This window comes from Streptomyces noursei ATCC 11455 (genome assembly GCF_001704275.1).
Classification (GTDB): Bacteria; Actinomycetota; Actinomycetes; order Streptomycetales; family Streptomycetaceae; genus Streptomyces; species Streptomyces noursei.
Map to the genome: position 1 here is coordinate 2,042,393 of NZ_CP011533.1, position 17,797 is coordinate 2,060,189.

The following is a 17,797-nucleotide window of genomic DNA, read 5'->3' on the forward strand; positions in this document are numbered from 1 at the left end:
ACGCCGCCTGCACCCCCACAGATGCACAGGACTCGGGACAGGATGCTCCTGTTACGGATCCATCATGAAACTTATTGATACTGGACCCATGCCACGTGTACTGCTGATCGAGGACGACGCCGCCGTCCGGGACGGGGTGTCCCTGGCGCTGCGCCGGCGCGGCCATGACGTCGCGGCCGCGGCCAGCGGCGAGGAGGGACTGGCGACCCTGCCGGCCTTCCGCCCCGACATCGTGCTGCTGGATCTGATGCTGCCCGGCAAGGACGGCTTCGAGATCTGCCGGCTCATCCGCGCCGAGCGACAGTTGCCGATCATTATGCTCACCGCCCGCGGCGACGATCTCGACGTGGTCCTCGGTCTGGAGGCCGGGGCCGACGACTACATCGTCAAACCGGCCCGTGGCGAGGTCCTGGAGGCGCGGATCCGGGCGGTGCTGCGGCGCACCGCGCTGCCCACCGACGGCGCCCCGGCCACCGAGCCGGGGCCCGCCCCGGTGGAGACGTACGGCGAACTGGCCATCGACCGGGCCGGTCTGGTCGTCAGCAAGGGCGGTCAGGACCTGGCGCTGGCGCCGTCCGAGATGAAGCTGCTGCTGTTCCTGTCCGCCACCCCGGGCCAGGTCTTCAGCCGGCAGCAGCTGCTGGAGCACGTCTGGGAGCACAGCTACCACGGCGACGCGCGGCTGGTGGACGCCTGTGTGATGCGGCTGCGGACGAAGATAGAGGACACCCCGCGCAGCCCCCGGTACGTCCAGACCGTACGCGGCTTCGGTTACCGCTTCGGACCGCTGTGAGCCGCCTGGGCCGCCTGATGCCGGGCGTCTCCGCGGTGCGCGGACTGCGCGCCCGGCTCGTGGTGGCGTTTTTGCTGGTGGCCGCGGTCAGTGCGCTGACCACTGCCGGGCTGACCTATCGCGAGGCCCGGAACGCCATCCTCCAGCGGTCCCAGGACACCGCCGTCAACGACCTGCGGGCCCAGGTCAATTCGCTGGCCCCGGAGCTGGCGGTGCCGCCGTCCCGGTCCGACCTGGACTTCTTCCGGGTGAAGCTGGAACGCTCCGGCAAGTCCCGGGACTGGGACATCTCGGTGCACTACAACGGCGTCCCGGACGACGACGAGGGCGGGCTGCGGCGCGACATGACGGTGCCGGCCGACTTCAAGGCGTCGGTGGAGAAGCGCCGGGTGCCGGCCTTCCAGCGGATCGAGCGGGACGGCGCGCCCTGGCTGCTGATCGGGATGCCGGTGCGGCAGACCGACAACCAGCCGTCCGCGCTGACGGTCTACGCACAGCTGCCGCTGCGCGCCGAGGAGGCCAACGTCGAGGCGCTGGTGAACGCCGCGCGCGGCGGGGCACTGCCGGCCTTCGCGCTGGCGGTGATCCTGCCGCTGTTCGCGGCGCGCGGGGTGCTGCGGCCGGTCCGGGGGCTGCGGCAGGCCGCCGGGCGGATCGCCGAGGGCAAGCTGGACACCCGGCTGGAGGTCAAGGGCGCCGACGAACTCGCCGATCTGTCGCGGACGTTCAACGAGATGGCGGCGAAACTGGAGGAGAGCATGGCGGAGCTGCGCCGGATGGAGGCCAACTCCCGACGGTTCGCGGCCGACGTCTCGCACGAGCTGCGGACGCCGCTGGCCGCGATGTCCGCGGTCACCGACGTGCTGGACGAGGACGCCGACTCGCTCGACCCGGACACCGCCTCCGCGGTCCGGCTGATCAGCCAGGAGACCGGGAAGCTGGCGCGGATGGTGGAGGACCTGATGGAGGTCTCGCGGTTCGACGCGGGCGCCGCCGCGCTCCACCTGGACGAGGTCGACGTCGCCGAGACGATCCGCAAGACCCTCCAGGCCCGCGCCTGGCAGCAGCGGGTGACCGCGGACCTGCCGGACGACGTCCGGGTCCGGCTCGACCCGCGGCGGCTGGATGTGGTGGTGGCCAACCTCGTGGGCAACGCCCTGCACCACGGCGGCGAGCCGGTGCGGGTGGTGCTGCGCACGCCGGAGCCCGGCGACGCCACGGTGCTGATCGAGATCCGCGACAGCGGCCCGGGGATAGACCCCGAGGTGCTGCCGCACGTCTTCGACCGCTTCTACAAGGCGGACTCGGCCCGCGCCCGCTCCGAGGGCAGCGGGCTGGGGCTGGCCATCGCGCAGGAGAACGTCCGGCTGCACGGCGGCACCCTGCGCGCCGCCAACTCCCCGGAGGGCGGCGCGGTGTTCACCGTGGAACTGCCGCTGCGGCAGGAGGAGGCGCCGGCCGGCGGGACCGCCGACGAGCCCGCCGGGCAGCCCGCCGCCGGGAAGGGGCACGACGCCGCATGATCGACCGACGTCCGACCGCGCGCGGTCCGGCCTCCCGCCGTACCGCCGTCCGCCGCCCCGGCCGCCGGGCCGCGCTGGGCACCCTGGCCGGGGTGCTCACCGCGACGCTGGCCGGCTGCGGCATCGAGCCCACCGATGTGATCGACGCCGGTGAGCCGGCGACCGGGGTACGGGCCCCGGGCAAGCCCCCGGCCGATGTGCAGTTGTTCTTCTACGGCCCGGACGGGCTCCATCCGGCGATCCGCCCGGCGAAGGAGCCGTTGGACCCGCAGGGCGCGATCAACCTGCTGGTGCAGGGGCCGAACCACGCCGAGCGGATGCGCGGGCTGTCCAGCGTGGTGCCGAAGTTCCCCGGTCCGCTCACCGCGACGTCCGGGCCCGGACAGGTCGCGATCACCCTGCCGGTCAACGCCAAGCTGGTGGACCCGGCCTCGCTGAACCAGCTGGTGTGCACCGCGGCCAACGCGCGGGTCCCCGGCGACAAGCCGCCGGGGCAGGTCACGGTCACCCTGGTCGGCGAGGGCGTCCGGGTCGGCCCCATGGTCTGCGGCGGCAACAACGCCTTCCCGCTGGTCCAGCCGACCCCGACCGGCGCGAACGACAGCACCGGCGCGGGCGGCTGACCGGCCGCTCCCCGTCCGGGCCCGGGCCGGACGGGGAGCCTGCGTTACGGTGAAGGAGCGAGGACCGTCCGGACCGCACCTCGGGAGAATCCCACGATGACCGAGCGCAAACCCCCCGGCGTCAGCTTCGAGAGCTGGGTCGACAAGCAGATCCGCGAGTCGGACGAGCGCGGCGGCTTCGAGCGCCTGCCGGGCTTCGGCAAGCCCCTCCCCCATCTCGACCGGCCGTACGACGAGACCTGGTGGATCAAGGAGAAGATGAGCCGGGAGCAGCTCTCCTTCCTCCCGCCCACCCTCGCCCTGCGCAAGGAGGCCGAGGAAGCGCTCAAGGCCGCCGCGGAGGCGCCGAGCGAGGCCGCGCTGCGCCGCAGCCTGACGGAGATCAACGACCGGATCCGGGCGGCGCTGGCCGCACCGCCCGAGGGCCCGCCGCTGAACCTCGTCCCGTTCGACATCGAGGAGCAGGCCCGCATCTGGCGGGCACGGCACGGGAGTTGAGTTCCGGCGCGCGGCGCGTCAGGGCCCGGTCGGCGCCAGCCGGACCCGCAGGAACCGCGGTCGGTACAGCTCCACGTCGCCGTTGACCACCGGGTCGGCGGGGGCGCCGGGCGGGCCGAGCCAGTTGACGTCGTAGCTGAGCAGCAGCCCGGCGTCGGTGGTGAACTCCGGGTGTGCCTGCGGGTTGTAGACCGCGATGTGGTCGGGGTCGGGGCCGGTCGGGCGCGGCGGGGTGATCCGGCCGGTCGGACCGTGCCAGGGGCCCCGGGGCGAGCAGGCCCAATAACCGGTGATCGTCCGCAGTCCGGCGCCGCCCGCGGTGTCCATGGTGAGCAGCACCCAGGTACCCCCGGCGGCGCGGACGACGGTGAAGGCGCTGCCGACGCCGCGCCGGCCGCCGCCGCGCAGGACCGGCGCGGCCCGCCCGGCGTCCGGCCGCCAGTGGGCGCCGTCCCAGAACCGCCAGGCCGCCCGGTCCGCGAGCCGACCGACCGGGACCCGGGCCAGATAGCCGCTGTCGGCCGGGGACGAGGGCGGGTCGTCACCGCCGAAGACGTAGTTCCAGGCGCCGTCGCGGACCAGCGCGGTGCCGTAGAGGACGACTCGGCCCGGATCGGCGACGGCGCCGCGGTCGGCGACCGGGCTGAGGGACTCCAGCCGGAGGTCGGGCAGGGAGAGGGTGGCGACCTCGGTGCCGCGGGGCACGCCGAAGATCCACGCGCCGGTGCCGGGGACGCGGTTCCACAGCAGCACCCGGACGACCCGGTCCGGTGAGCCGGGGGCGCGCGGTTCGACGGTCGCGTGGACCGGCCAGCGCCAGCCGCCGCCGGGCGGGTCGGGGAAGAACGGCCCGGGGGCGGCGGGGGTGCCGCCGGTCAGGGTGCGCTCCGGCGTGCCCGAGGAGTTCATCAGAACGAGGGAATTGTGCCGTAGGAACGGCGTGCCGCCGGCGTCGGTGGTGCGCCAACGGTAGGGCGCTCCTTGGGGGTTGGGCGGCGGGTGGACCCGGTCGAGGAAGGTGTCGGAGAACAGCCAGAGCGTCCGGCCGTCCGGAAGGCGCACCGAGTGGGTGCCGTCGCCGCCGGTCCAGTCGTCGCCGCGGGAGTCGTCGTCACCGTAGCGGGCGAATGCCGTGGTGGTCGCCGGGTCGGTGGTCCAGGAGGCGGGGGTGCGGCCCGTGCAGGCGGCGTGGTCGTCGGTGCCGTGGGGCGGCGCCGGCGCCAGGAGGGCGGCCACGGCGGTCAGGAGCAGGAGGGCGAGCAGTCCGGCGGCGAGCGTGGTGCGGGTGATCGGCGGGTGGCGCATTCCGCTCCTCGGTGGGGTGCCGGGCCACCGTAGCGCGCCGCACGGCGCCGTTTCGGGAGCGGCAGGCGGAGCGGCACTCGCCCGTCCGGGACAGGATCGCCCTGTTCATGGCGTTCGGCGGCCGGCTCAACGAGGTCAAGGTCACAGCCTTGCCCCCTGCTCCGGCCGACGGTCGCTCGCCTAGCCTGCTGCCATGACCGCCGAGTCCCCCGAACTCCCCCTGGCCGCCGCCTTCCCGGCGGCCGAGCGCGAGCAGTGGCAGCGTCTCGTCGAAGGGGTGCTCCGCAAATCGGGCGCCTCCGAGGCCACCGGTTCCGCCGCCGAGGACGCGCTCTCCACGGATCTCCAGAACGGGATCCGCGTCCGACCGCTCTACACCGCACAGGACGCGCCACCGGCCGCGGGCCTGCCCGGCTTTCCCCCGTTCATCAGGGCGGGCCGGCCGGAGGGCACGGCCGGCTCCGGGTGGGACGTGCGCCAGCGGCACGCGGGCACCGATCCCCGGCGGGTCAACGAGGCGGTGCTCGCCGACCTGGAGAACGGGGTCACCTCCGTATGGCTGACCGTCGGTGACGGCGGCGTCCCGGTGTCCGGTCTGGCCCAGGCGCTCCAGGGCGTGTATCTGGACCTGGCGCCGGTGGTCCTGGACGCGGGTGCGGAATTCCCGGCGGCGGCAGCGGAGTTGCAGCGGCTCTACCGGGAGTCCGGGGTGGCGCTGGCCGAGACGGCGGGCGCGCTGGGCGCGGACCCGCTGGGCGTGCTCGCCCGGACCGGCGACGACCGCGGACTGGCCGACGGGCTGGCGGCCGCCGCCGCGCTGGCCGGCTGGGCCGAGGAGAGCGCACCGCGGATCCGCGCGGTGACCGTCGACGCCCTGCCGTACCACGAGGCGGGCGGCTCGGCGGCCGAGGAGTTGGGCGCCTCGCTGGCCACCGGAGTGGGCTATCTGCGGGAACTGACCGCGGACGGGCGGGGCCTGGGCATCGACGCGGCCTGCCGACAGCTGGAGTTCCGGTACGCCGCCACCGCCGACCAGTTCCTGACCATCGCCAAGCTGCGTGCCGCCCGGCTGCTGTGGGCCCGGGTCGCCGAGGTCTGCGGGGTGTCGCCGGCCGCCGCCGCGCAGCGCCAACACGCGGTCACCTCGACGGTCATGATGTCCCGTCGGGACCCGTGGGTGAACATGCTGCGCACCACGGTCGCCGGGCTGTCCGCCGGCCTGGGCGGCGCGGACGCGGTGACGGTGCTGCCGTTCGACGCGGCGCTGGGCCTGCCGGACGCGTTCGCCCGGCGGATCGCCCGGAACACCCAGTCGGTGCTGCTGGAGGAGTCACACCTGGCGAAGGTGATCGACCCGGCGGGCGGCTCCTGGTACGTCGAGCAGCTCACCGCCGAACTGGCCCGCGCGGGCTGGGCGTTCTTCCAGGAGATCGAGGGCGCCGGCGGCCAGGTCGCCGCGCTGCGGTCCGGGATGCTCGGCGACCGGCTGGCACAGACCTGGCGGCGGCGCAGCGCGGACCTGGCGCACCGCCGGGAACCGATCACCGGTGTCAGCGAGTTCCCGCAGCTGGCCGAGTCGCCGCTGGAGCGCGAGGCGGCCCCGGCACCGGCCGGCGGGGGGCTGCCGCGGGTGCGCCGGGACGACGCGTTCGAGGCGCTGCGGGCCCGTTCCGACGCGCATCTGGCGGCGCGCGGGGCGCGCCCGACGGCGTTCCTGGCCGCGCTGGGCCCGGTCGCGGCGCACACCGCGCGGGTGGCTTTCACCGCCAACCTCTTCCAGGCGGGCGGCATCGAGACCACCGCGGAGCAGGTGACGGCGGAGTCGGTGGCCGCGGCGTTCACGGCGAGCGGCGCGCGGATCGCCGCGGTGTGTTCCAGTGACGCGGTGTACGCCGAGCAGGCGGCGGAGGTGGCCGCGGCGCTGAAGTCGGCGGGCGCGGTGCGGGTGTATCTGGCGGGCAAACCGCGCGAGCACCGGGAGGATTTCGTGGCGGCCGGAGTGGACACGTTCGTGTTCGCGGGCTGCGACGCGGCCGGGGTGCTGTCCTCGGCCCTGGATGTCACGGAGGTGGCGGGATGAAGGAGACGGCACGACAGGCGGGCGCCATCCCGGACTTCAGCACGGTGGAGCTGGGCGAGACGTCCGGGGCGGCGGCGTCCGGTGACCGGGACCGCTGGACGGAGGCCGTCCAGCAGGCGACCGGCAAGAGCGTCACTGACCTGACCTGGGAGACGCCGGAGGGTATCGACGTCAAACCGCTCTACACCGCGGCCGACCTCGACGGCCTGGACTTCCTGGGCACCTACCCGGGCATCGCGCCGTATCTGCGCGGCCCGTACCCGACGATGTACGTCAACCAGCCCTGGACGATCCGGCAGTACGCGGGCTTCTCCACCGCCGAGGAGTCCAACGCCTTCTACCGGCGCAACCTCGCCGCCGGCCAGAAGGGCCTGTCGGTCGCCTTCGACCTGCCCACGCACCGCGGCTACGACAGCGACCACCCGCGGGTGACCGGTGACGTCGGCATGGCGGGCGTGGCGATCGACTCGATCTACGACATGCGGCAGCTCTTCGAGGGCATCCCGCTGGACAAGATGACGGTGTCGATGACGATGAACGGCGCGGTGCTGCCCGTTCTCGCCCTCTACATCGTGGCCGCCGAGGAGCAGGGCGTACCGCCCGAGAAGCTGGCCGGGACCATCCAGAACGACATCCTCAAGGAGTTCATGGTCCGCAACACCTACATCTATCCGCCGCAGCCCTCGATGCGGATCATCTCCGACATCTTCGCGTACACCTCGCAGAAGATGCCGCGCTACAACTCCATCTCGATCTCCGGCTACCACATCCAGGAGGCGGGGGCGACGGCCGACCTGGAGTTGGCGTACACCCTCGCCGACGGGGTGGAGTACCTGCGGGCCGGCATGGCGGCCGGCATGGACGTGGACTCCTTCGCGCCGCGGCTCTCCTTCTTCTGGGCGATCGGCATGAACTTCTTCATGGAGATCGCCAAGCTGCGCGCGGCCCGGCTGCTGTGGGCGCGGCTGGTGAAGCAGTTCGACCCGAAGAACCCCAAGTCCCTCTCGCTGCGCACCCATTCGCAGACCTCGGGCTGGTCACTGACCGCGCAGGACGTGTTCAACAACGTCACCCGGACGTGTGTGGAGGCGATGGCCGCGACCCAGGGCCACACCCAGTCGCTGCACACCAACGCGCTCGACGAGGCGCTGGCGCTGCCCACCGACTTCTCGGCGCGGATCGCCCGGAACACCCAGCTGTTCCTCCAGCAGGAGTCGGGCACCTGCCGGGTGATCGACCCGTGGGGCGGCAGCGCGTACGTCGAGCGGCTCACCCACGATCTGGCGCGCCGGGCCTGGGCGCACATCGAGGAGGTCGAGGCGGCCGGCGGCATGGCCAAGGCGATCGACGCGGGCATCCCCAAGCTGCGCGTCGAGGAGGCCGCGGCCCGTACGCAGGCGCGGATCGACTCCGGGCGGCAGGCGCTGATCGGCGTCAACAAGTACCGGGTGGAGACGGACGAGGAGATCGAGGTCCTCAAGGTCGACAACTCCGCGGTGCGGGCCCAGCAGATCGACAAGCTCAAGCGGCTGCGGGCGGAGCGCGACGAGGACGCCTGCCGGCGGGCGCTGCGGGCGCTGACCGAGGCGGCGAAGGCCGCGCCGGGACCGGGACTTGAGGGCAATCTGCTGGCGCTGGCGGTGGACGCGGCCCGCGCGATGGCGACCGTCGGGGAGATCTCGGACGCCCTGGAGGAGGTCTACGGCCGCCACTCGGGCCAGATCCGTACCATCTCCGGTGTGTACCGAGACGAAGCGGGACCCTCGTCGGGGGTCGAGCGCACCCGGGAGCTGGTGGCCGCGTTCGAGCGCGCCGAGGGCCGCCGGCCGCGCATCCTGGTGGCCAAGATGGGGCAGGACGGCCACGACCGCGGCCAGAAGGTGATCGCCACGGCCTTCGCCGACCTGGGCTTCGACGTCGACGTCGGCCCGCTGTTCCAGACCCCGGCCGAGGTGGCCCGGCAGGCGGTGGAGGCCGACGTGCACATCGTCGGGGTGTCCTCGCTGGCGGCCGGCCACCTCACGCTGGTGCCGGCGCTGCGGGAGGCGCTGGCGGCGGAGGACCGGGAGGACATCACCATCGTGGTGGGCGGGGTGATCCCGCCGCAGGACGTCCAGCCGCTGCGGGACATGGGCGCCGCCGCGGTGTTCCTGCCCGGCACGGTCATCCCGGACGCGGCCCACGACCTGGTGCGGGACCTGGCGTCGGTCCTCGGCCACGAGCTGTAGGGCGGAGGGGCATGCCTGCGAGGATCGATGTCGACCGGTACGCCGAGGGGGTGCGGGCCGGCTCCCGGGCCTGGATCGCCCGCGCGGTCACCCTGGTCGAGTCCACCCGCGCCGATCACCGGGCGGCGGCCCAGCAGTTGCTGGTGCGGCTGCTGCCGTACTCCGGCGCGGCCCGGCGGGTGGGCATCAGCGGCGTGCCGGGCGTCGGCAAGTCGACCTTCATCGACGCGCTCGGCTCGCTGTTGACCGGGATGGGGCACCGGGTGGCGGTGCTGGCCGTCGACCCGTCCTCCAGCCGGACCGGCGGCTCCATCCTCGGCGACAAGACCCGGATGGAGCGGCTGGCGACCGACCCGGCGGCGTTCGTCCGTCCCTCCCCCACGTCCGGCACGCTGGGCGGGGTGGCGCGGGCGACCCGCGAGTCGATCGTGGTGATGGAGGCCGCGGGGTACGACGTGGTGCTGGTGGAGACGGTCGGTGTCGGCCAGTCGGAGACCACCGTCGCGGGCATGGTCGACACGTTCCTGCTGCTGACGCTGGCCCGCACCGGGGACCAGCTCCAGGGCATCAAGAAGGGCGTCCTGGAGCTGGCGGACCTGGTGTCGGTCAACAAGGCGGACGGCCCGCACGAGCGGGACGCCCGGTCCGCCGCCCGCGAACTGGCGGGCGCGCTACGGCTGTTGCAGCCCTCGAACGCGGCCTGGACCCCGCCGGTACTCACCTGCAGCGCCCGCGAGGGCACCGGGCTCAAGACGGTGTGGGAGCGGATCGAGCAGCACCGCACCCTGCTGGAGTCCACCGGCGCGCTCGCCGAGCGGCGCCGCGCCCAACAGGTCGAATGGACGTGGTCGATGGTCCGGGACCGGCTGATCGACCGCCTCCAGGAGCATCCGGAGGTCCGTCGGCTGGGTCCGGAGGTCGAGGGGGCGGTCCGCGCGGGCGAGATCACCGCGACGCTGGCGGCGGAGCGGCTGCTGTCGGCCTTCGGGCTGGGCGACGGATTGGCCGAGGGCCTGGCCGGCGGGGCGACCGGCGACGTGACGGACGGTGCGTCGGGGGAGCGCGCGAGCGCGACCTGAGCGGGTGGCGGCCGGGCCGCGACGACTGCCCGGCCGCCCCCTGCGCTCCCCGGGCCAGGGCCCCTTACGGGTTCCCCTACACCGTCGGGAGGACACGCGAACCGGTCGCGCTCCGGGTGCGGTGGGGGAAAGTGCCTCCCCCTGTACGACGCCCGGGCACGCCCCGGCGGCGGATGATCAACTCCGGAGGCGGCCGTTGCCGGGCCGCCGCGCCCGAACTGGAGACCGCCGTGCCGAGCCCCTTCCTCCACACCACCCCCGTGGACCCCGTCGCCACGGCGTCGCCGCACCTCGCGGCCGTGCACGCCCAGTTGGCGGGCCACTTCGGCCCGGCCGGGATACCCGCCGAGTTCCGGCTGCTGTTCGGCGTGCCGGACCTGCTGTGCGCGACCTGGGTGGCATTCCGCGAGTCGCTGCTGACCGGCAGCGCCGCCCGTACCGACAAGGAGCTGGTGGCGGCCGGCGTGGCGCGGGCCCGGCGGTGCCCGCCGGTGTCGCGCACCCATGTCCGGGCGCTGCACGCCGCCGGCCACCGCACGCTGGCCCGGACGGTCCGCGACGGCGGCACCCCCAAGGACGCCGGCCACGCCCGGCTGTTGGCCTGGGGCGCGGCCACCGACACGCCGGACGCCCCACCGGCCGGGCCGCCCGGCCCGCCCGACCACGCCCCCGAGTTCCTCGGCACCGCCCTGACCGCGCACTTCCTGACCCGGCTGGGCTCCGCGCTGCTGTCCGCGCGGGCGGGCCGCGCCGCCGAGCGGTGGCCGCACCGCCTGCTGGGCGGCGGGGGTGCCGCGCGTCCGACACCGGCCCGCGCGCCGCGCCCCGGGGAGAGCCTGCCGCTGCTGGCGGGCCCGATCGGCCCCGAGCCGGCCTGGGCGGGCGGGGCGCCGCCGGGCGCGGGGGTGGCGGCGCTCCGGTCCGCGGCGGTGGCCGACCGGGACCCGTGGCTCTCCGACGCCGTCCGGTCGCGGGTGCGGACGGTCGTCGCCGCTCATGACCGCCACCCGTCCGACGCCGGCCTGACAGGCCGTCAGCCTGCCGTCCGGGCCTGGCTCTACGCCGCGCTGGAAGGGCTGCGCGGCGCCGACCGCCCGGCCGCCGCGGTGGCGCTCCTGGTGGCCCTGGAACCGTCCCGACTCACCGCGGCGGACGTGGAGTTCTGGCGCCTCACGGCTCCCGACGGGGCGGCCGACGACACCGCGCTGCTGCGCCTGGCCGCGTTCGGCGCGTACACCGCCGTGGAGCGCGTCGAGCGGTCCCTCGCCGGGACGGCGCCGGGTGCGGGTACTCACTCGCGGACCTGAGTAGTCCGACTCATGACGCCCGGGTGCCGGGCCCCGAGGATGTCGGTACCACCCACCGACCGGGGCCGGGAGACATCATGGGGGCCAACAGCTTTCCGCAGGACGTCGAGCGCGGGCTCTTCGAGGGCAATCCGCTGGCGGACCTGATCGAGGGGTTCTGCCTCACCCTGGCGGCGGGCGGCGACCTGGAGGCCAGACCGGTGGTGCACGTCCAGCTGCGGCCCGGGGTGGCGCTGTCCGCGGTCGAGGCGGACCAGCTGGCCAAGATCTGTCAGCGGGGCGTCCAGCGCCGACTGGACTGCCACGCGGGGGACTTCGCGGCCCATCCGGAACAGGGGCCGGCCGCGAACGAACTGGCCATCGCCGTGCATCCGTACCGCAGCGGCCCGTTCGCCGACCCCGCCGCGATCCGCGACGGCTACCTGCTGCGCGGCGGGTCCTGAGCGCCGGGTTCGACGCGGCCGGTCCGCACGGTCAGCCGTGCCGCGCCGGGTCCTCCGCGGTGCCCTTCGACTCCGTGTAGTACGCCACCGCCACGTCCCTGAAGCGGGCCGCGGCCACCGACAGATAGCTGTCCGCGCGTCGGACGAGGCTGAGCGTGCGGAAGCAGCCGGGGGCGTCGAGGCGCACCCAGGCGATCGGCTCGTGCGCGGTGGCCTCGCGGGCGAGCGCGGGGCCCAGGCCGATGCCGAGTCCGGCCTGGATCAGGAAGAGGGTGGCGGCGGGCTCCTCGCCCTCGCAGGCGATCACCGGGCGCCGACCGGTCGGCGCGAACAGCCGGTCCAGCAGGACGCGTTGCCAGTGACCGGGCCCGGTGGTGATGAACGGTTCGCCGAACAGGTCGGCGACCGAGACCCGCTCCCGGTCGGCCAGCCGGTGCCCGGCCGGCACCACGAGCTGCACCTCCTCGCGCCGCAGCCGCACCGCCTCCAGCCCCGGCCCGTCCAGCGGCTGCGAGGCCACACAGAAGTCCACCTCGCGGGCCCGGAGCTGATCGAGCATGGTCTCGGGGGTGGACTGCAGGAGCCGTACCGCGACGCCGGGGTAGGCGGCCCGGAAGTCGCCGAGCAGGTGGGCGAGCGGCATCAGGGTCTCCGCGGCGATCGCCACGCTCCCTTGGTCGATCCCGGCCGCGTCGTGCAACTCCCGCCGCCCGTCGTCGAGTTCGTCCAGGGCCCGCTCCACCCGGACGAGGAACGCGGCCCCGTAGCGGTTGAGCCGGACGGTGCGGCCCTGCCGGTCGAAGAGCGGCACCCCCAGCTCGGCCTCCAACCGGGCGATGGTGCGGCTCACCGAGGGCTGGGCCACCCGCAGTTCCTCGGCGGCCCGGCTGATGTGTTCGCGTCGCGCGACCGCGCGGAAGTAGCGCAGCGACAGCAGATCCATCGGCTCCCGGTCCCCGGCGGTCGGTCCCGCGGCAGCTCAGCCGCGCGCCATCACCGTAGCCCACACCGTTTTGCCGGACGCGTCCGGCGGTGTCCAGCCCCAGGAGTCGCTGAGCCGGTCGACGAGGTGGAGTCCGCGCCCGCACTCGGCCAGCTCGTCCCGCGGTCGGAGCACGGGCGCCGTGGTCCCGCCGTCGGAGACCGCGCACAGCACGCCGTGCTCCTGTCGGGTCAGCGCCAGCCACGCCCGGCAGAAGCGGTCCTCCATGAGGAAGTCGAGGCCCATGCCGAGGGGATCGGCGGAGCCGTGTCGGAGGGCGTTGGTGACCAGCTCCGAGACGATCAGGACCGCGTTGTCGGCGAGGTGCGGGCACATCCGCCAGGCTTCGAGGGTGCTCCGGGTGAACCGTCGGGCCTCCGCCACGGTGCACTCCGCACCGCCGAGCGCACAGGCCGCGAAGCCGTCCGGGCCGGGCAACGACCACGCTTCACGGCCGGCGGTGGCCGCTGGCTCCCCTCCTTCCCGGAGGCTGTCGCGCTCGGACTGTGCCGGGTGTGTGGTCATCACGATCTCCGCGGAGGGGCATACGGGTTGGGCGCGTCCGGGACGGTCTGGGCGGGGCCGCCCCAGAGGGCTAATATCCTCGTCAGCCGTCCATCGCTGCAAGTGCATCTGCAATTACATCGACACGGACGGCAACCCAGGGACAGGATCACGCCAACCGTGATCACGGTCCCGGATCGGTCCCGAGCACACCCCCCACCAAGGGAGCAGCTGTGATGGAGTCGATGACCAACGGGATGCCGGCCACCGGCATCGAAGGCGCGGTGTGGCGCAAGAGCCGCCGCAGCAACCCCAACGGCAACTGCGTTGAACTGGCGCTTCTTCCGGACGGCGGAGTCGCGGTGCGCAACTCGCGACACACCGCGGGACCCGCGCTGATCTACACCCGCGCCGAGATGGCCGCCTTCGTACAGGGCGCCAAGGACGGCGAGTTCGATGATCTGTTCCCCCACGACTGAGCAGCGGACCACACCTCGTGCGCCATAACTGAGGCATATGTCGGCCGGATAGTCGGCGTAGGTGTACGCCCTCACGAGGCAATGGGACACTGGGCGTTCGCCCGACCACTCAGGGGAGTCAGCATGAGCGCCGCGCAGTCGAGCAGTGACCCGTCCCTGCGCCGCTATCTGGACCATCCGCGCGGTGGCCCGACCGTCCTGCGCATCGTGCTGGGCACCCAACTGCGCCGGTTGCGGGAGGCCGCGGGCATCACCCGCGAGGCCGCCGGGGACGCCATCCGCGCCTCCCACGCCAAGATCAGCCGCCTGGAACTGGGCCGGGTGAGCTGCAAGGAACGTGATGTAGCCGACCTGTTGACGCTCTACGACGTCACCGACAGCACCGCCCGCGCCACCTTCCTCACCCTCGCCCGCCGGACCGGCAAGCCCGGGTGGTGGCACCAGTTCAGCGACGTCCTGCCCAGCTGGTTCGAGACCCATCTCGGCCTGGAGTCGGCCGCCTCGGTCATCCGCACCTACGAAGTCCAGTTCGTACCGGGCCTGTTGCAGACGCCGGAGTACGCCCGCGCGGTGGCCCGACTGGGCAACCCGGGATCCACTCCGGAGGAGACCGAACAGCGGGTCGAACTACGGATGGAGAGACAGCGGCTGTTGACGCTCCCCGACGCACCCCGGCTGTGGGCCATCATCGACGAGGCGTGCCTGCGCCGCCCGTTGGGCGGACCGGAGGTGATGGTCGGTCAGGTCCGGCACCTCCTGGAGATGGCGCGGCTGCCCAACATCACCCTCCAGGTCGCGCCGTTCGCCCTCGGCGGCCTCGCCGCGGCGGGCGGCCCGATCACCATCCTCCGCTTCCTGGAACCCGACCTCCCCGACATCGTCTATCTGGAGCAGCTGACCAGCGCGCTGTACCTGGACAAGCGCGACGACGTCGACCACTACCTGGCCGTGATGGACCGGCTCAGCGCCCAGGCCGAGTCGCCGCGGAACTCGCTCGCGATGCTGGAGCGGATGACGGAGCAGGTGGGCTGACGGGCGGGCCGGGCCCGGCGACCGCCCGGATCCCGCCCCGCTCCGGCGCCGTCGCGCCGCTACGGCTTGCGCGCCACGCCCCCGTACTCGATCCACTCCTGCGTCAGCTGCTTGGGTCCGGCGTCCGACGGGTCCGGTCGCCAGGTCGAGACCTCCACCAGCCCCGGCTCCTGGATCTCCAACCCCGTCAGGAACGACCGCAGTTCATGCTGCTGCCGCACCCGCCCCCAGTTCCCCTGGGTACTGACCCGCATGAACTCGGTGACGAAGTCCCGCGTCGCGACGTCCTCGCTCACGAGCTGACACACCACCAGGAAGCTGCCGGGGACGAGCCGTTCGGCGACCCGGCGGACCAGGGCGGCCGGGTCGTCGGCGTCCGGGATGCAGTGCAGCACGGAGACGAACAGCGCGGCGACCGGCTCGTCGAGGTCGATCAGCCGCCGCACCTCCGGGCTGCCGAAGATCCCGTCGGTGTCCCGCATGTCCGCCTGGATGACGGCGGTGTTCTCGTTCTCCTCCAGCAGCGCCCGGCCGTGCGCCAGCACGATGGGGTCGTTGTCGACGTAGACCACCCGCGACCCGGGATCGACCTGCTGGGCGACCTGGTGGACGTTGTCCTGGGTCGGCAGCCCGGAGCCGTGGTCGATGAACTGCCGGATGCCCTGCTCGCGGGCCAGCCAGCGGACCGCCCGGCGCAGGAACCGCCGGTTGTTGATCGCCAGCACCTGGGTGCTCGGGACGACCTTGCTCAGCTCCTCGCACGCCTCGCGGTCCACCGCGTAGTTGTCCTTGCCACCGAGGTAGTGGTCGTACATCCGCGCGACACTCGGAATGCTCACGTCGACGACGCTGGACAGCTGCCGGTTTTCTTGGCTCATTCCCCACTCTTCCCGTCGGATTGCGGTGCGGGTAACGGTACGACCACCACGCGTCAGCTCCAACTGGCAGGCGGGGACGGGCAGTCGGGCGGATGCGCCGATGGGCGCGGGCCGAGCGATTCGCGCCATCCCGCCGACGGACACGGCGGGCGCGGAGCCGGCCGCGGCGGGTCGGGCGTGCGGCGTCTCCCGCTCGGCCGCCCCCTTCCGGGGCCGGTCCGACCGTGGGCCACCGGACCCGCCCCGGGGAAACGCCGCGACCGGCCGGCGTTCTCATCGGCCTCTCACGGTCCGCTCATGGCCCGGTCACACGGGGTGTCTACGGTCGGGGCCGGGGCCGCGATCCGTCGGCCGGAGGAGAGGGCACCGTGTACCACCTGACCGGCGTGACGAAGGACTACCGCCGCGGCGGTGAGCTGGTGCGGGCCCTGGACGGCGTCGCGTTCTCCGTCGCGGACGGCACCGCGCTCGCCGTCCAGGGGCCGCGCGGCGCGGGCGCCTCGACGCTGCTGCGGATCCTCGGCGGACTGGAGCGGCCGACCCGGGGCAGCGTACTGCTCGACGGTACGGATCTGGCCACCGTCACCGCCTCCCGGCTCGGCCGGATCCGCGCCGAGTCGATCGGCCTGATCGGCTCCGGCGACGGCGACGATCCCGGGCCGCTCGCGGGGCTGACCGTGCGGCAGGGCGTGGCCGCCGCGCTGGCCCCGTTGCGGCTGCGGCCCATCGATCGCTGGGAGTTGGCCGGGGACGCGCTGGCCGAGGTCGGGCTGTCCGCCCGGGGCGACCTGCTGCCGGGGCAGCTGGACCGGTACGCGCGGCGGCGGGCGGCACTCGCCCGGGCGCTGGTGAAGCGGCCCACCGTGCTGCTCGCGGACCGGCCGACCGCGGGCCTGCCGCCGTCCGCCCGGGCGGAGTTCACCGAACTGCTGGTGCGGGTGTGGGGCGAGTACCGGCTCACCTGCGTCGTCGCCACGGACGACGAGGCCCTGGCGGGGCGCGCGGCCCGGCGGCTGGTGCTCGCCGGGGGCCGGGTGGTCGCCGCGGGCCGGGTGGCCGGTTCTGGTCGGGGCGGGGCGACGTCCTGGTGTCCGCGCGGGGCGGGCCGGTAGAAGAGGGGCATGACCACAGAGCAGAGCGAGTCCACGGGCCGGGCGCCGCTCGGTCCGCCCGCCGGCGGCCGGTCGGAGCAGCCCGGCACCGAGGAGATGGTGCGCGCCAACGAGGCCAACTGGGACGCCCGCACCCCGGTCCATGTGGCCAGCGCGTTCTACGGACTGGACGGGTCGCGGAGCCCCGAGGACTGGTTCGCGCCGTTCGAATGGTCCGACCTCGGGGAGCTGGCAGGGCGCGATGTGCTGCATCTGCAGTGCCATCTGGGCACCGAGACGGCCGCGTTCGCGGACCGGGGCGCGCGGGCGGTGGGACTGGACTTCTCCACCGCGGCGGTGGCGCAGGCCCGGCGGCTGGCCGCGGAGACCGGCCGGGAGATGGAGTTCGTGCGGTCGGACGTGTACCGGGCGGTCGAGGCGCTCGGCGACCGCCGGTTCGACGTGGTCTACACCGGCAAGGGCGCGGTGTGCTACCTGCCGGACCTCGCCGCGTGGGCGGAGACGGTCGCCGCCCTGCTGCGGCCGGGCGGAACGTTCTACCTGGTGGAGTTCCACCCGCTGCTGAACGCGCTGGGCCCGACGCCGCCCACCGACCCGGACACCCCGCCGCTGCTGCTCCGCCACGACTACCTGGCCGGCCGGGGACCGCTGCGCAGCGACACCCCCACCACGTACACCGACGGCCCGCCGCTGCAGGGCGCCAGCACGAGTTACGAGTGGCGGCACGGCCTCGGGGAGGTGCTCGAAGCGCTGATCGGGGCCGGGCTGACCCTGCGGGGCGTCCGGGAGAGCGAGGTGCTGCCGTGGCCGCGCTTCCCCTCGATGGTGCCGGACACGAACGGCTGGTGGCGGCTGCCCGACTCCGAGCCGATCGTTCCGCTGCTGTACGCGGTGCGGGCGGTGAAGCCGGAGCGGCCGTAGCCGGGTGCGG

The 17,797-nt window shown here is 74.1% G+C and carries 17 protein-coding genes; 13 read left to right on the forward strand and 4 right to left on the reverse strand.

The window, feature by feature from the left end; all coding sequences use genetic code 11:
- Nucleotides 1-88: 88 nt before the first annotated feature.
- From SNOUR_RS08610 to SNOUR_RS08625, 4 genes are all read left to right on the forward strand, one after another.
- Nucleotides 89-793: a response regulator gene (locus SNOUR_RS08610; protein WP_067345227.1), complete on the forward strand. Its 705-nt coding sequence runs from the start codon at nt 89-91 to the stop codon at nt 791-793.
- Nucleotides 790-2,316 (forward strand): ATP-binding protein, encoded by a 1,527-nt coding sequence (locus tag SNOUR_RS08615; RefSeq protein WP_067345230.1) that lies wholly within the window; start codon nt 790-792, stop codon nt 2,314-2,316. Before SNOUR_RS08610 ends, SNOUR_RS08615 begins: the two co-directional genes overlap by 4 nt.
- Entirely contained in the window at nt 2,313-2,939 is a 627-nt protein-coding gene (locus SNOUR_RS08620) for a hypothetical protein (RefSeq protein WP_079142369.1), read from the forward strand. The genes SNOUR_RS08615 and SNOUR_RS08620 overlap by 4 nt, the downstream gene beginning before the upstream one ends.
- Before the next feature lie 96 nt (nt 2,940-3,035).
- Nucleotides 3,036-3,437 carry a DnaJ family domain-containing protein gene (locus SNOUR_RS08625; protein ID WP_067345234.1) on the forward strand — a complete coding sequence of 134 codons (402 nt, stop codon included), beginning with the start codon at nt 3,036-3,038 and terminating at the stop codon, nt 3,435-3,437.
- 18 nt (nt 3,438-3,455) lie between these two features.
- On the opposite strand, the gene SNOUR_RS08630 is transcribed toward SNOUR_RS08625, so the two are convergent.
- The gene (locus SNOUR_RS08630; RefSeq protein WP_067345236.1) at nt 3,456-4,742 is read right to left on the reverse strand and encodes a DUF5005 domain-containing protein; all 1,287 of its coding nucleotides are present in this window, start codon (nt 4,740-4,742) and stop codon (nt 3,456-3,458) included.
- Nucleotides 4,743-4,935: 193 nt separating this feature from the next.
- Between SNOUR_RS08630 and SNOUR_RS08635 the strand changes: the two genes are divergently transcribed.
- From SNOUR_RS08635 to SNOUR_RS08655, 5 genes are all read left to right on the forward strand, one after another.
- On the forward strand, nt 4,936-6,822 hold the full coding sequence (locus SNOUR_RS08635) for a methylmalonyl-CoA mutase subunit beta (protein WP_067345239.1): 1,887 nt from the start codon (nt 4,936-4,938) through the stop codon (nt 6,820-6,822).
- Nucleotides 6,819-9,050 (forward strand): methylmalonyl-CoA mutase, encoded by a 2,232-nt coding sequence (gene scpA / locus SNOUR_RS08640; protein WP_067345242.1) that lies wholly within the window; start codon nt 6,819-6,821, stop codon nt 9,048-9,050. The genes SNOUR_RS08635 and scpA overlap by 4 nt, the downstream gene beginning before the upstream one ends.
- An 11-nt stretch (nt 9,051-9,061) precedes the next feature.
- Nucleotides 9,062-10,129: a methylmalonyl Co-A mutase-associated GTPase MeaB gene (meaB, locus tag SNOUR_RS08645; RefSeq protein WP_067345244.1), complete on the forward strand. Its 1,068-nt coding sequence runs from the start codon at nt 9,062-9,064 to the stop codon at nt 10,127-10,129.
- Between the two features lie 173 nt (nt 10,130-10,302).
- Complete coding sequence (locus SNOUR_RS08650; RefSeq protein ID WP_107407293.1) at nt 10,303-11,436, forward strand: DNA-binding protein; 1,134 nt, start codon at nt 10,303-10,305, stop codon at nt 11,434-11,436.
- Nucleotides 11,437-11,513: 77 nt separating this feature from the next.
- On the forward strand, nt 11,514-11,879 hold the full coding sequence (locus SNOUR_RS08655) for a coenzyme f390 synthetase (protein ID WP_067345247.1): 366 nt from the start codon (nt 11,514-11,516) through the stop codon (nt 11,877-11,879).
- Between the two features lie 31 nt (nt 11,880-11,910).
- Here the strand turns inward: SNOUR_RS08655 and SNOUR_RS08660 are convergent, their stop codons facing one another.
- On the reverse strand, nt 11,911-12,822 hold the full coding sequence (locus tag SNOUR_RS08660; protein ID WP_067345249.1) for a LysR family transcriptional regulator: 912 nt from the start codon (nt 12,820-12,822) through the stop codon (nt 11,911-11,913).
- A 36-nt stretch (nt 12,823-12,858) separates the two neighbouring features.
- Nucleotides 12,859-13,386, reverse strand: coding sequence for an ATP-binding protein (locus SNOUR_RS08665; protein ID WP_079142371.1), 528 nt, complete (start codon nt 13,384-13,386; stop codon nt 12,859-12,861).
- A 215-nt stretch (nt 13,387-13,601) separates the two neighbouring features.
- Between SNOUR_RS08665 and SNOUR_RS08670 the strand changes: the two genes are divergently transcribed.
- A complete protein-coding gene (locus tag SNOUR_RS08670; protein ID WP_039630922.1) occupies nt 13,602-13,844 on the forward strand; it encodes a DUF397 domain-containing protein in 243 nt (80 codons plus the stop codon).
- Between the two features lie 123 nt (nt 13,845-13,967).
- Nucleotides 13,968-14,876 (forward strand): Sco1979 family transcriptional regulator, encoded by a 909-nt coding sequence (locus tag SNOUR_RS08675; protein WP_067345252.1) that lies wholly within the window; start codon nt 13,968-13,970, stop codon nt 14,874-14,876.
- Nucleotides 14,877-14,935: 59 nt separating this feature from the next.
- Here the strand turns inward: SNOUR_RS08675 and SNOUR_RS08680 are convergent, their stop codons facing one another.
- Nucleotides 14,936-15,754, reverse strand: coding sequence for an SAM-dependent methyltransferase (locus tag SNOUR_RS08680; protein ID WP_067345255.1), 819 nt, complete (start codon nt 15,752-15,754; stop codon nt 14,936-14,938).
- A gap of 368 nt (nt 15,755-16,122) precedes the next feature.
- On the opposite strand from SNOUR_RS08680, the gene SNOUR_RS08685 reads away from it, so the two are divergent.
- The gene (locus SNOUR_RS08685; RefSeq protein ID WP_067345257.1) at nt 16,123-16,866 is read left to right on the forward strand and encodes an ATP-binding cassette domain-containing protein; all 744 of its coding nucleotides are present in this window, start codon (nt 16,123-16,125) and stop codon (nt 16,864-16,866) included.
- Nucleotides 16,867-16,875: 9 nt separating this feature from the next.
- A complete protein-coding gene (locus tag SNOUR_RS08690; RefSeq protein ID WP_312632111.1) occupies nt 16,876-17,787 on the forward strand; it encodes a class I SAM-dependent methyltransferase in 912 nt (303 codons plus the stop codon).
- Nucleotides 17,788-17,797 lie beyond the last annotated feature (10 nt).

Bases quoted from the DNA above. Each gene is read 5' to 3' on its own strand.
- SNOUR_RS08610 (WP_067345227.1), top strand. From the start codon at position 89: ATGCCACGTGTACTGCTGATCGAGGACGACGCCGCCGTCCGGGACGGG.
- SNOUR_RS08620 (WP_079142369.1), top strand. From the start codon at position 2,313: ATGATCGACCGACGTCCGACCGCGCGCGGTCCGGCCTCCCGCCGTACC.
- SNOUR_RS08625 (WP_067345234.1), top strand. From the start codon at position 3,036: ATGACCGAGCGCAAACCCCCCGGCGTCAGCTTCGAGAGCTGGGTCGAC.
- SNOUR_RS08630 (WP_067345236.1), bottom strand. From the start codon at position 4,742: ATGCGCCACCCGCCGATCACCCGCACCACGCTCGCCGCCGGACTGCTC.
- SNOUR_RS08635 (WP_067345239.1), top strand. From the start codon at position 4,936: ATGACCGCCGAGTCCCCCGAACTCCCCCTGGCCGCCGCCTTCCCGGCG.
- scpA (WP_067345242.1), top strand. From the start codon at position 6,819: ATGAAGGAGACGGCACGACAGGCGGGCGCCATCCCGGACTTCAGCACG.
- meaB (WP_067345244.1), top strand. From the start codon at position 9,062: ATGCCTGCGAGGATCGATGTCGACCGGTACGCCGAGGGGGTGCGGGCC.
- SNOUR_RS08650 (WP_107407293.1), top strand. From the start codon at position 10,303: ATGATCAACTCCGGAGGCGGCCGTTGCCGGGCCGCCGCGCCCGAACTG.
- SNOUR_RS08655 (WP_067345247.1), top strand. From the start codon at position 11,514: ATGGGGGCCAACAGCTTTCCGCAGGACGTCGAGCGCGGGCTCTTCGAG.
- SNOUR_RS08660 (WP_067345249.1), bottom strand. From the start codon at position 12,822: ATGGATCTGCTGTCGCTGCGCTACTTCCGCGCGGTCGCGCGACGCGAA.
- SNOUR_RS08665 (WP_079142371.1), bottom strand. From the start codon at position 13,386: ATGACCACACACCCGGCACAGTCCGAGCGCGACAGCCTCCGGGAAGGA.
- SNOUR_RS08670 (WP_039630922.1), top strand. From the start codon at position 13,602: ATGGAGTCGATGACCAACGGGATGCCGGCCACCGGCATCGAAGGCGCG.
- SNOUR_RS08675 (WP_067345252.1), top strand. From the start codon at position 13,968: ATGAGCGCCGCGCAGTCGAGCAGTGACCCGTCCCTGCGCCGCTATCTG.
- SNOUR_RS08680 (WP_067345255.1), bottom strand. From the start codon at position 15,754: ATGAGCCAAGAAAACCGGCAGCTGTCCAGCGTCGTCGACGTGAGCATT.
- SNOUR_RS08690 (WP_312632111.1), top strand. From the start codon at position 16,876: ATGACCACAGAGCAGAGCGAGTCCACGGGCCGGGCGCCGCTCGGTCCG.